Below are 12,160 nucleotides of genomic sequence, written 5' to 3'. Positions count from 1 at the left end.
GGAGATCAATGACTGGCGGCAGCCGGTAAGGATTACGTCATCGGGCTGACTTGAAAATTGGGCATTCTGGGTCGGCCCAGAGGGCACGAAGCGAAGCATGCGCGTCCTGTTTGTAACTTCGGAGGCCTTTCCTCTCGCCAAGACCGGTGGCCTGGCCGACGTGTCCAGCGCCCTGCCGCTCGCCATGGCGCGACAGGGCATCGACGTCCGCATCCTCATGCCCGGCTATCCCGATGCCATCGAGCGGCTCGACTCTCCCCGCATCGCGGCGCGCTTTTCCGGCCTGGGCGGGATCGAGGACGGCTTCCTGATCAGCGGCCGGATGCCCGGAACAGACGTCCCGGTCTGGCTGGCCGCCGCACCGTCCCTCTTCGAGCGCCCCGGCGGGCTCTACCAGGACGCCGATGGCCGTGACTGGCCCGACAATGCCCGGCGCTTCGGCTTCCTTGCCCAGGTCGCGACGGCACTCGCCTGCGGGAACCTGGTGACTTGGGTTCCCGACATCGTCCACGCCAACGACTGGCACGCCGGCCTCGTGCCGCTGTTCCTCGCCATGCGGGGCGGCCACCGCCCGGCGACCGTGCTGACCATCCACAACCTCGCCTTCCAGGGCAACTTTCCGCCGGAAGCCATGGGGCCCCTCGGCATCCCGGGAGAGTACTTTCACCCGGGTGGTATCGAATTCTACGGCCAGATGTCGTTCCTCAAGGCCGGCATCCTGTTCAGTGACAGGGTGACGACGGTCAGCCCGAACTATGCCCGCGAAGTGCTGACGCCGGAGTTCGGCTGCGGCATGGAAGGCGTGCTGCGCTCTCGCGGAACAAACTTCGTCGGCATCCTGAATGGCATCGACACGGAGCGCTGGGATCCCGCCACCGACCGCTGCCTGCCGGGCGCCTACGACCGCAAGGACCTGTCCGGAAAGCAGGTGTGCAAGGCCGGGCTGCAGGGCGAGCTCTCCCTCGACGGACAGGCCGACCGGCCCCTGATCGGCTTCGTGAGCCGGCTGGCCCATCAGAAGATGGCCGACGTCCTCCTCGACAGCGTCGACGGCATGGTCGGCGCCGGCGCCCAGTTCGCCCTGGTCGGCGAGGGCGACCCGACCCTGGAGATCGCCTTCCAGCGCCTGGCCGATCGGCATCCCGGCCGGGTGGCCGTCCGCACGACCTATGACGAGCGCCTGGCCCATCGCCTGCACGGCGGCGCCGACATCCTGATGGTTCCCGCCCGCTACGAGCCCTGCGGCCTGACGCAGATGTATGCGCTGCGCTACGGAGCCCTTCCGGTCGTGCGCAACACCGGCGGCCTCGCCGACACGGTGGTCGGCGTCTCCCCCTCGACCCTGTCGGCCCGGACCGCCACGGGCTTCGTCTTCGAGGATGCCACGACCGTCTCCCTGACCGGCGCGGTCGGCCAGGCGCTCGATCTCTATCGCCGTCCCGACGTCTGGCGGTCGGTCCAGGACCAGGCGATGGCGCAAAATTTCAGCTGGTTTGAGAGTGCCGCCAAGTACGCGAAGTTGTATCGTGAACTGCTCGGACGGTGCGAGCCTCCCCTGGAGGAGCCTCGCCGGCCCGCCCTCGCGGCGGCCGGTAGTGCTGGGGCGGCAATGGTCCGGCGGGCCGCGCGCGCGGCCGTCTCAGGAGGGGACGTCGCATGATCCCGGAAGATGCCATTCGCCTGCGAAGCTATCTGATCTGGCAACGAAGCGGTTGCCCGGAGGGCAAGTCGCACGAGCACTGGCTCCAGGCCGAACGGGAGCTCGAAGCCGAGCACCGTGCCTGGCAGCAGCGCTTCGACGACTGCGAGCGCCGCGTCGTGGCCCGGCCGATGATCCGGCCGCGACCCCAGCGTCTCACCGCCGTGCGCCTGCGCGACGCCGAGGCGCGGCGGTTGCCTATCGCTGCCAGGCAATAAGCGGCAGTTCGGTCGGCACGATCGCGTCGGGATGGAACGGCACGACGCGGACGGTGTAGGCCGCTGCCGCGCGCTTGGCCTCGACCTCGCCGGCATAGATGTGACCATTGGCGCTGCCAGGGATCGCCTGTTCCTGGTGTAGCACGACCACCTCGGCCGGCTGGCCCTCCCGCTCGTCCGCGAACAGCTCGACGCGCACGGAATCGAGCGGCAGGTCCCCGCCCACCACCGGCACCGAAACGCGCCATCGCCCATCGGCACCCACCACCCGCGGCTCGCCGACGTGCAGTCCCGGCCACCAGCGCCGCAGTTCCCTGGACCAGACGTGCAGTGCCTTGGCCTCGGCGCAGCCGTCGGCCCAGCGCCGCCGCTGCACCTTGACCATCGGGAGGTAGGCCTTCTCGACATACTCCCGCAGCATGCGCGTGCTGGCGAATTGCGGGGTGAGCGTCGCCATGCTTCGGCGCATGCGGGCCACCCAGGCGCGCGGCAGGCCGTGCGGGTCGCGCTCGTAGAATTCCGGCACGATCTTGTCTTCGAGCACGGTGTAGAGGCTCGCGGCATCGCGGCTGTCGACCTCTTCCGCCTCGCCGCCCCGCGCGTCGCCGATCGCCCAGCCGACGTCGGGCTGGTAGGCCTCGTCCCACCAACCGTCGAGGATCGAGCAGTTGAGGCCGCCGTTCACCAGGACCTTCATGCCGCTGGTCCCGCACGCCTCCCACGGGCGCCGCGGATTGTTGATCCAGAGGTCGACCCCCTGGACCAGTTCCTGGGCCAGGGCGATGTCATAGTCCTCGAGGAACACGACGCGACGGCGGTAGCGCGACTGGCGCGCCAGCTCGACCCACGCCTGGATCATCGCCTTGCCGGTATGGTCCGCCGGATGCGCCTTGCCGGCGAGCACGAGCTGGATCGGCCGGCGCTCGTCGGTCAGCAGGCGGTCGAGACGCGCCAGGTCGGTGAGCAGGAGGTTCGGCCTCTTGTAGGCGGTGAAGCGCCGCGCAAAGCCGACGGTGAGGACATTGGGATCGAGCACGCTGTCGGCGTCGCGCACGACCTCCGGGTCGGCGCCGCGCTCGCGGAGCTGCAGGACGACATGCCGGCGCACCGCCTCGACGACCTGCCGCCGCGCGTCGCCGCGCATCGACCACAGGTCCTCGTCCGACACGCAGGCGATCTGCTCGCCGAGCAGGTCGGACAGGCCGCGCCAGCGCTCCTTGCCGCACGATTCCGTCCAGATCCGATCGGCCTCGATCGAGTCCCAGGTCGGGATGTGCACGCCATTGGTGACGTGCCCGATCGGCACCTCGCAGGCGGGCCAGCGCGGGAACAGCGGCTGGAAGATCCGCCGGCTGAACTCGCCGTGCAGCCGGCTGACACCGAGGCATTGCGCCGAACCCCGCGCCGCGAGGAACGCCATGTTGAACGGCTCCTCGGCGTCGTTCGGATCGGCGCGGCCGAGCGCCAGGATGTCGTGCATGGTGAGCCCGCTTCCGTCGGCCCGGCCCTCGCCGATCGGCAGGTAGCGGCGCAGCAGCGGCAGGTACTTCGCCAGCAGACTGGGAGGGAACGAGTCGAAGCCCGCCGCGACGGGCGTATGCGTGGTGAAGACGTTGCCCGCCCGCGTCGCCCAGAACGCCTCCCAGAAGGACAATTTCGCCTTCACCGCGAAGCAGCGCGCCCGTTCGATGATCGCGAAGGCCGCGTGGCCCTCGTTGATGTGGCAGATCTCCGTCTCGGGCTGCAGCGCCTCGACCACACGCCAGCCGCCGACCCCCAGCACGATCTCCTGCATCAGCCGCGCCTCGCTGCCGCCGCCATACAGCTTCGAGGTGATGCCGCGGTCGGCCGGGCTGTTCAGCGGGTCGTTGCTGTCGAGGAGATAGAGGCGCGCGCGGCCCACCGTCGCCCGCCAGACGCGGATATGGACGATGCGGCCGGGGAGCTTGAGCTTGACCTTGAACCAGCCCCCCTCCTCGAGCAGGAAGGGCTCCACCGGCAGCGCTGCAGGCTCGTTGTGGGGATAGAGCTCCTGCTGCATCCCCGAGCCGTCGACCATCTGCCGGAAGTAGCCTTCCTGGTAGAGCAGGCCGATGCCGATCGTCGGCACGTCGAGGTCGCTCGCCGTCTTGAGGAAGTCGCCCGCCAGCACGCCGAGACCACCGGCGTAGAGCGGCAGCGCGGCGCCCAGGCCGAACTCCATGCTGAGATAGGCGACGCCCTTCAGGTCCTTGCGGTCGTGCGCCGTCGTGAACCAGCCCGGCCGATCGAGATAGGCGCGATGCGCCTTCGCGAAGTCGGCGAGCTGGCGGCGGAACACGGTGTCTGCGGCCAGCCGCTGCAGCCGCTTGGACGATGCGCTCTGCAGCACGCTCCACGGATTGCGCGTGCGATGCCACAGGCGGGCGTCCACGCGTTCCCAGAGCGCATCCGCCTCGTGGCTCCATGTCCAGCGCAGATCGAGGGCGAGGTCCCGGAGGATCGCGATTTCATCCGGAAGATCCGGAAGAGGCAGTGCAACCATTCAGCGCTTCCCGCTTTGTCGTTGTTCCGATCCGAAGCACCGCCCTGGCGATGCTGTGTCACCTATACAGGTACACACGGCCGCTAGCAGCCCGATCCGGCTTGGACAATTTGTCAGGGACATAAGGGGGAAAGCCGGCCTGCCCTCGACATGCTGGCGACACATTCTTGGGCCACCAAAAAAACACCATGGAGGACGGCATGACACGACACGACGCAAGGACTGCGCCGTCCGCCGGTGCCGGTGATCGCGGGCTTCGAAAGGACATCCATCCCCTGCCCTCGCCGCGCAAGGAGGGCGGCCTGTCGCTCCTGTCCGCGTTGAAGCGACGTCACTCGACGCGCCGCTTCGCCGAGCGTCCGCTGCCCGTCACGCTCCTGTCCGACCTCCTCTGGGCGGCTTTCGGCGTCAATCGGGCGACTGGGGAGCGCACGGCTCCGTACTGGCGCCATCTCCTCGTCATGGACATCTATCTGGTCATGGCTGACGGCGTGTGGCTCTACGAACCGCATGTGCACAGATTGATTCGCCATGCCGAAGACGACATCCGCGCTCTGACGGGCGCCCAGGATTTCGTCGCGGCGGCCCCCCTCCATCTCGTCTATGTCGCGCATGGCGAGCGTCTCGAGGAGATCCCGCGCGAGGAGCGGCGTCTCTACGCCTCCGTCGACGCTGGCTTCATCGGCCAGAACGTCTACCTGTTCTGCGCCTCCGAGGGGCTCGGCACGGTCTTCCGCGGCACGCTCGACGCCGAGGCGCTGGCGCGCGGCCTGCGCCTGCCGCCCGAGCAGTTCGTCACCTTCGCCCAGACGGTCGGCTACCCCGCTCCCTGAACACCAAGCCCGGCCGGGCTTGGCGCGCCGTTTGCTTGTCTGCCGGCATTCGCCAGTGCAACGAGCATCGAAGGGCGCCCCGCGATGGGACAATGGCAGGCCGGCGTCGATGTCGGCGGGACATTCACCGACCTTTTGTTCGTCGACAGCGCCGAGCGCCAGTTCCGCGTCACAAAAGTCCCGTCCACGCCGGATGACCAGTCGCGCGGCATGATGACCGGCATCCGGCAGAGCGGACTCGCTGCCGATGCCCTCACCTCCCTGGTCCACGGCACCACGGTCGGCACCAACGCCATCCTCGAACGCAAGGGCGTCGCCTGCGGCCTGATCACCACGGCGGGCTTCCGCGACGTGCTCGAGCTCGGACGCCGCACGCGGCCTTACGGCTACGGCATGATCGGCAGCTTCGAGGCGATCATCCCGCGCCAGCTGCGCCTCGAGGTGGCGGAGCGGCTCGATGCGCGCGGCAACGTGCTGGTGCCGCTCGACGAGGAGGCCGTGCGGCGCGCGGTGCGCGCGCTGCTCGCCGCCGGCGCCGAGGCCCTGGTGATCAGCTTCCTCCACAGCTACGTCAATCCGGCGCACGAGCGTCGCGCCGCGGAGATCGCGCGCGAGATCTGGCCGACGCCCTTCATCTCGGTCGGCTCCGACATCCTGCGCGAGGTTCGCGAGTTCGAGCGCGGCACGACGGCCGCGGTCAACGGTTACATCCAGCCCATCATGTCGCGCTATCTCGGCCGCCTGCAGAAGGAGCTGAAGCTCGCGCAGTTTCCCTCCGAGCTGCTGATCATGCAGGGCAACGGCGGGACGATGAGCGGCAAGGCGGCGAGCGACTATGCCGTCCAGACGGTCATGTCGGGCCCCGCGGCGGGCGCGCTCGCGGCCGCGCGCATCGGCCGCCAGTCCGGCCATCCCAACCTGATCGGCTGCGACATGGGCGGCACCAGCTTCGACGTGACGCTGATCCGCGCCGGCGAGCCCGCGCTGTCGGCCGAGAAGGACATCGCCTACAGCGTGCCGATCCGCGTGCCGATGATCGACATCCACACGATCGGCGCCGGCGGCGGCTCGATCGCGCGCATCACCAAGGCCGGCATCCTGCAGGTCGGACCGGACAGCGCCGGCGCGAATCCCGGGCCCATCTGCTACGGCCGCGGCGGCACCCAGCCTACCGTCACCGACGCCAACCTGGTGCTGGGCAAGCTCGATCCCGCCGCCCTGCCCGGCGTCGCGGGCGGCGTGCCGCTGGAGACGGTGAAGGCGGCGATCGTCGAGAAGATCGGCCAGCCGCTCGGCCTCGATGCCGTCCAGGCGGCGGCCGCGATCATCACCGTGGCCAGCGACCATCTGGCCAGCGCCATCCGCCTCGTGTCGATCGAGAAGGGCTACGATCCGCGCGACTTCGCCCTGTTCCCGTTCGGCGGCGCAGGACCGCTGCACGCGGTGGCGCTGGCCCGCGAGCTCGGCGTCCCCACCGTGCTGGTGCCGCGCTTTCCCGGCCTCACCTCGGCGCTGGGCTGCATTCTGGCCGACCTGCGCCACGACTTCGTGCACACGCTGAACCAGCCGCTGATGGCGGTCGACGCGGCCGCCGTCGATCGCCTCTATGCCGAATACGACGCCGAGGGACGCGCCTTGGTCGGCGCCGAGGGCGTGCCCGTCACCGCCATCGAGACGCTCTTCGAGGCCGACCTGCTCTATCGCGGCCAGAGCCACGTCATGCGCGTCACGGTCGAGCGCCCGTTCGACCCCGCCGCTGTCAAGGCCAGTCTCGAGGCCCGCTACCGCGAACGCTTCGACATCGAGCTGACCGAGATGACGCCGGTCCTCGCCAACCTGCGCACCGCGACCTTCGGGCGCCGCACCGACCTCGATTTCACGATCTTCGCCCCCGAGGGCGGCAGCCTGGAAGCCGCGCGCCAGGGCGGCCGCGCCGTCCATTTCGCCGGACGCTGGCTCGACACGCCGGTCTATGCCCGCGAGCGGCTGCCGGTCGGCGCCACCATCGAGGGGCCGGCCATCGTGGCCCAGCTCGACACCACCATCCTGATCGATCCCGGCGCCACCGCGGTCGTCGACTCCGTCGGCAACCTCGTCATCGCCGTCGGCCAGGCGCCGGCCTGAGAGGAAGCATCATGGCCCTCGACCCCGTCACGCTCGCGGTCATCCAGAACGGCTTGCGCCAGATCGCGAGCGAGATGGACCTCGTCCACGAGAAGACCTCGTTCTCGCCCGTCATCTCCGAGGCCTTCGACCGCTCCAACGGGCTCTATCACCGCGACACGGGCGAGGTGATCGCCCAGGGCGAGATGGGCCTGCCGATCTTCGTCGGCGTCATGCAGTTCACCACCCAGGCGGTGATCGCCCGCCGCCGCGACCTCGAGCCGGGCGACGTCGTCATCGTCAACGACCCCTATCTCGGCGGCACCCATCTGATGGACGTCAAGATGGTGAAGCCCTTCTACTATCGCGACCGGCTGTGGTGCTACCTGTCGAACACCGGCCACTGGCCCGACACCGGCGGCATGGTCCCCGGCGGCTTCGCCACCAAGGCGACCGAGATCCAGCAGGAAGGGCTGCGCATCCCGCCGGTGAAGATCTGCCGGCGGGGCGAGATGGTCCCCGACATCGTCGACATGATCCTGACCAACATCCGAGTGCCCGGCGAGCGCATCGGCGACATCAAGGCCCAGATCGGCGCGCTGACGGTGGGCGAGCGGCGGCTGACCGCCCTGCTCGACCGCTATGGCGCCGACACGGTCGAGGCGGCGATCGGCGAGCTCAAGGCGCGCTCCGAGCAGCAGATGCGCGCCTACATCGAGAGCGTGCCCGACGGCACCTACAGCTTCTCGAGCTTCATCGACAGCGACGGCATCGTGAACGAGCCGCTGGAGATCGCCCTCGACATGACGGTGCGCGGCGGCGACATCGACTTCGACTTCTCGCGCTCCAGCCCGCCCTGCAAGGGGCCGCTGAACGGCGTCTGGGGCGCCACCCAGTCGGCCGTCTACGTGGCGATCAAGCACATCTTCCCGGACGTGCCGATCAACTCCGGCTGCTTCGCGCCGCTGCACATCGCGCGGCCGGAGGGGACCTTCCTGGTCGGCGAGTATCCGCGGCCGGTCGCCGGCTGCGCCTCCGAGGTCGCCCAGCGCGTGATGGAGGCGGTATTCGGCGCCATGGGCGAGGCCATCCCCGACCGCATGTTCGCGAGCCCGGCCGGCACCAGCGGCAACTTCAGCATGGGCGGCTACGATCCCGAGGAGAAGCGCGAGTACATCATGTACTTCTTCTCCGGCGGCGGTTACGGCGGCTGGTGGGAGACCGACGGGCTGACCAACGGCTGCTCGACCGTCGGCATCTCCAAGACCCAGCCGGTCGAGATCCTCGAGCAGCACTATCCGCTGGTCTTCGAGGAATACGCGCTGCGCCAGGATTCCAGCGGCGCCGGCCGGCATCGCGGCGGCTACGGCGTCAGCTATCGCGTCCGCCTGCTGCGCGGCACGGCAACGGCGTCCTTCCTGATGGATCACGGCCGCGAGGGGCCGCCCGGCCTGATGGGCGGCCAGCCCGGCGCCGTCAACGAGCTGATCGTCGGGCAGTCCGGCCGCACCGCCGTTCCCGAGCACCTGTCCAAGGGCGAAGGCTACGAGCTGGTGCCCGGCGACTGGGTCCAGGTCCGCACGCCCGGCGGCGGCGGCTACGGCGATCCGCGCCAGCGCGACGCCGCCCTCGTCCGCCGCGACATCGAGCGTGGCTACATCACCGCCGCCGAGGCCGAGCGCTGGTATCCGTTCGCCAGCGCCGCCGACTGATCGCCATCCGGGGAAACGTGGGAAGAAAAAGGGAGTCATCGATGACAAGCAAGCGTCTGTTCGGCCGTCGCACGGTCATGGCGGGGGCCGCCGCCACCGCCGGCATCACCATCTGGTCCCAGCGTCTGTCGGCGCAGTCGGGCGAGGTCGCGGTCGGCGCCATGGTGCCGATCACCGGCCCGTTCAACGTCTCGGGCCAGCAGTACCACTACTCGCTGCAGATGGCGCAGGACGAGATCAACGCCAAGGGCGGCGTCGCCGGCAAGAAGCTCAAGATCGTCTTCGAGGACGTGAAGGATTCCAACAGCGTCGCGGTCAACGCCTACCTGAAGGTCGTGCGCGACATCAATCCGCCGCTCGTCTTCCTGTCGAGCTACACGACCCAGAACCTCGCGACCGAGCCCGAGGTCACCAAGGCGCAGATCCCCGGCTTCTATGCCGGCGGCGGCGACGCCATGCACAAGAAGAAGAACCCGTGGCTGTTCCGCATCCGCCCGGCCGACGGCATCCAGGCCCTGGCGCTCGCCAAGCACGCCACGCAGGGACTGGGCAAGAAGAAGATCGGGATCATCTACGTCCAGAACGATTTCGGCCAGCCGGGCGCGGTGGCGGCCGAGAAGATCGTCAAGGACAGCGGCGCCGAGGTCGTCGGCATGGAGGCCTATGCCTTCACCGACAACGACATGTCGGCGCAGCTCCAGAAGCTCAAGAACGCCGGCGCCGACTGCCTGATCTGCATCAGCTACGGCAAGGACGGCGCGCTGATCCTGAAGCTCCTGAAGGAGATGGGCATAGACATCCCGGTCGTCATCTCCTCGGGTGTCATGGTTCCGGCGGCACGCAACCTGATCGCCCCGGACGAGCTCGCCAAGGTGAACGGCGTCATGGACGCCTACCTGTCGTCCGACCGCGGCCCCGAGGTCGCGACCTACATCAAGAGCTTCAAGGACCGCTTCAAGCTCGAGCCGGATCCGTTCGGATCCTGCTACTACGACGCCGCCTGGATCATGAAGCAGGTCATGGACAAGGTCGGCACCGACCGCGCCAAGGTCCGAGACGGCATCAAGGCGATCAAGGGCTACAAGGGCGTCACCAACACCTTCACCACCGACGAGGACGGCAACATGGTCCATTCGCTGGCGGTGTTCTCGATCAAGCCCGGCACGCGCGACCCGGTGTTCATCCGCACCATCGAGGCGTGAGGTCCTTGCCGGTCCTCGACACGAACAGTCACGGGAGCTGAGCGGTTGCAGCAGCTCGTCCAGCTCCTGGTGAGCGGCGTCGCCGTCGGCGCCGTCTACGCCTTGGTCGGCCTCGCCTTCATCATGGTGAACGAGGCGACCGGGGTGGTGAACTTCGCGACCGGCCAGATGGTGGCGATCGGCTGCTTCCTGGCCGTCACCACCAGCCTGCAGCTCGGCCTGCCGCTGGCGCCCGCCTATGCGCTGGCGCTGGCCGGCATGGCCTTCTTCGGCGTCGCCTTCTACGCCGTCGTCTTCCGGCCCCTGCAGGACCGGCCCGTGGTCACGGTCATCATCGGCACGGTGATGATCGGCATCGTGATCCAGAATGCCGCCCTCATCACCTGGGGCTCCGTGCCGTTCCGGCCGCGCTCGCCGTTCGGCCGCCAGGTCGTCGACGTGTTCGGCGCGGCGCTGTCGGCGCATGCGCTGTTCGTCATCGCCGTCTCGTTCCTGATGATCGGCCTGCTCTATCTCTTCATCTACCGCACCGCCATCGGCGCGCGCATGCGGGCGGTGGCCCAGGACCGCGACGCCGCCCGCCTGATGGGCATCGGCGTCGACCGCATGTTCGTGCTGACCTGGATCATCGCCGGACTGCTCACCGGCGCCGCCGGCATCCTGGTCGGGCCGATGTGGTTCGCCGACGTCAACATGGGCGATCCGATCGCGCTCAAGGCTTTCGCCGCCATCATCATCGGCGGCTTCTCGAGCGTCCCCGGCGCCATCCTGGGTGGCGTGCTGGTCGGCCTCGCCGAGATGCTGGGCGCCGCCTACATCTCCTCGGCCTACAAGGACGGGCTGGTCTTCCTGGTGATGATCCTGTTCCTGCTGGTGCGACCGCAGGGCATCTTCGGCGAACGGATCGGCGAGCGCGCATGACCGGCCAGCGTACCGTCCTGCTGGCCGCGGTCGCGGCCTTCCTGCTCGCGCTCCTGCTGCCGGTCTTCGTCTCGGGCTACGGCATCCGCATCCTGAACCTCGCCCTGATCTCGGCCATCGCCGTGATCGGCCTGAACTTCGCGTTCGGCTATGCCGGACTGATCACGCTCGCCCAGGCCGGCTTCGTCGGCTGCGGCGCCTATGTCACGGCGATCCTCTCGACCAAGGTCGGACTGACCCCGTTCCTGTCGATTCCGATCGCCGTCGTCGCCGCCGGCGCGATCGGCGTGGTGATCGGCCTGCCCATGCTGCGGCTCAAGGGCCACTATCTCGCGCTGGCGACGCTGGGCTTCAACGTGTCCTTCGTCATCGTCGCCACCAACTGGAAGTCGGTGATGGGCGGCACCGACGGCATCTCCGGCATCCCGCCGCTCGCCCTGCCCGGCTTCCCGCTGGCCACCGACCATCGCTACTTCTACGTCGTCTGGCTGGCGCTGGCCGCGACGACCTGGTGCGCCTGGCGCATCCGCAACTCCCATATCGGCCTGGCCATGATCGCCGTGCGCGACGACGAGCTGGCGACCGGGTCGTCCTCGGTCGGCGTCACCCGCATCAAGGTCCAGGCCTTCGCGCTCTCCGCCGTCTATGCCGGGCTGGCAGGCGCTCTGTTCGCCCACATGACGAACTTCGTGGCGCCCGACGACTTCGCCCTCGGCCATTCGATCGTCTACCTGTCGATGCTGATCATCGGTGGCGAGGGCTCGATCCTGGGCAGCATCGTGGGCGCCGTCATCGTCACCTACATGCCCGAGCTGATGCGCGACCTCGGCACCGCCTACCTGATCGTGTTCGGCGCCCTGATGCTGCTGATCCTGATCTTCCTGCCCAAGGGCCTGCTCAGCCTGGCCGCGCTGGTCGGCCGCCGGCTCGGCCTGTCCGGGCGGTGAG

9 protein-coding genes are annotated in these 12,160 nt (G+C 68.9%); 8 read left to right on the top strand and 1 reads right to left on the bottom strand.

Annotated features, from left to right (window positions below):
* Positions 1-97 precede the first annotated feature (97 nt).
* Positions 98-1,660: a glycogen synthase GlgA gene (gene glgA / locus ACO073_RS15775; protein ID WP_421998555.1), complete on the top strand. Its 1,563-nt coding sequence runs from the start codon at positions 98-100 to the stop codon at positions 1,658-1,660.
* Positions 1,657-1,917 carry a DUF2934 domain-containing protein gene (locus ACO073_RS15770; RefSeq protein ID WP_421998554.1) on the top strand — a complete coding sequence of 87 codons (261 nt, stop codon included), beginning with the start codon at positions 1,657-1,659 and terminating at the stop codon, positions 1,915-1,917. Before glgA ends, ACO073_RS15770 begins: the two co-directional genes overlap by 4 nt.
* Here the strand turns inward: ACO073_RS15770 and glgP are convergent.
* The gene (gene glgP, locus ACO073_RS15765; RefSeq protein ID WP_421998552.1) at positions 1,898-4,441 is read right to left on the bottom strand and encodes an alpha-glucan family phosphorylase; all 2,544 of its coding nucleotides are present in this window, start codon (positions 4,439-4,441) and stop codon (positions 1,898-1,900) included. The two genes, ACO073_RS15770 and glgP, sit on opposite strands and share 20 nt — an antisense overlap.
* A gap of 200 nt (positions 4,442-4,641) precedes the next feature.
* On the opposite strand from glgP, the gene ACO073_RS15760 reads away from it, so the two are divergent.
* From ACO073_RS15760 to ACO073_RS15735, 6 genes are all read left to right on the top strand, one after another.
* Positions 4,642-5,274, top strand: coding sequence for a nitroreductase family protein (locus ACO073_RS15760; RefSeq protein WP_421998551.1), 633 nt, complete (start codon positions 4,642-4,644; stop codon positions 5,272-5,274).
* A gap of 84 nt (positions 5,275-5,358) precedes the next feature.
* Positions 5,359-7,398: a hydantoinase/oxoprolinase family protein gene (locus ACO073_RS15755; RefSeq protein WP_421998550.1), complete on the top strand. Its 2,040-nt coding sequence runs from the start codon at positions 5,359-5,361 to the stop codon at positions 7,396-7,398.
* Between the two features lie 11 nt (positions 7,399-7,409).
* Positions 7,410-9,089 carry a hydantoinase B/oxoprolinase family protein gene (locus ACO073_RS15750; protein WP_421998548.1) on the top strand — a complete coding sequence of 560 codons (1,680 nt, stop codon included), beginning with the start codon at positions 7,410-7,412 and terminating at the stop codon, positions 9,087-9,089.
* 41 nt (positions 9,090-9,130) lie between these two features.
* The gene (locus ACO073_RS15745; RefSeq protein WP_421998547.1) at positions 9,131-10,291 is read left to right on the top strand and encodes an ABC transporter substrate-binding protein; all 1,161 of its coding nucleotides are present in this window, start codon (positions 9,131-9,133) and stop codon (positions 10,289-10,291) included.
* Positions 10,292-10,336: 45 nt separating this feature from the next.
* Complete coding sequence (locus tag ACO073_RS15740) at positions 10,337-11,212, top strand: branched-chain amino acid ABC transporter permease (RefSeq protein WP_421998546.1); 876 nt, start codon at positions 10,337-10,339, stop codon at positions 11,210-11,212.
* Positions 11,209-12,159, top strand: a complete 951-nt coding sequence (locus ACO073_RS15735; protein WP_421998545.1) for a branched-chain amino acid ABC transporter permease — start codon at positions 11,209-11,211, stop codon at positions 12,157-12,159. Before ACO073_RS15740 ends, ACO073_RS15735 begins: the two co-directional genes overlap by 4 nt.
* The last annotated feature ends 1 nt before the right edge of the window (position 12,160 follow it).

The organism is Reyranella sp. (genome assembly GCF_965229815.1).
GTDB lineage: Bacteria > Pseudomonadota > Alphaproteobacteria > Reyranellales > Reyranellaceae > Reyranella.
This window is presented reverse-complemented; position numbering and strand designations above follow the sequence as displayed.

Excerpts from the sequence above, each read along its gene's own strand:
- glgP (WP_421998552.1), bottom strand. The coding sequence starts at position 4,441 with ATGGTTGCACTGCCTCTTCCGGATCTTCCGGATGAAATCGCGATCCTC.
- glgA (WP_421998555.1), top strand. The coding sequence starts at position 98 with ATGCGCGTCCTGTTTGTAACTTCGGAGGCCTTTCCTCTCGCCAAGACC.
- ACO073_RS15755 (WP_421998550.1), top strand. The coding sequence starts at position 5,359 with ATGGGACAATGGCAGGCCGGCGTCGATGTCGGCGGGACATTCACCGAC.
- ACO073_RS15745 (WP_421998547.1), top strand. The coding sequence starts at position 9,131 with ATGACAAGCAAGCGTCTGTTCGGCCGTCGCACGGTCATGGCGGGGGCC.
- ACO073_RS15770 (WP_421998554.1), top strand. The coding sequence starts at position 1,657 with ATGATCCCGGAAGATGCCATTCGCCTGCGAAGCTATCTGATCTGGCAA.
- ACO073_RS15750 (WP_421998548.1), top strand. The coding sequence starts at position 7,410 with ATGGCCCTCGACCCCGTCACGCTCGCGGTCATCCAGAACGGCTTGCGC.
- ACO073_RS15760 (WP_421998551.1), top strand. The coding sequence starts at position 4,642 with ATGACACGACACGACGCAAGGACTGCGCCGTCCGCCGGTGCCGGTGAT.
- ACO073_RS15735 (WP_421998545.1), top strand. The coding sequence starts at position 11,209 with ATGACCGGCCAGCGTACCGTCCTGCTGGCCGCGGTCGCGGCCTTCCTG.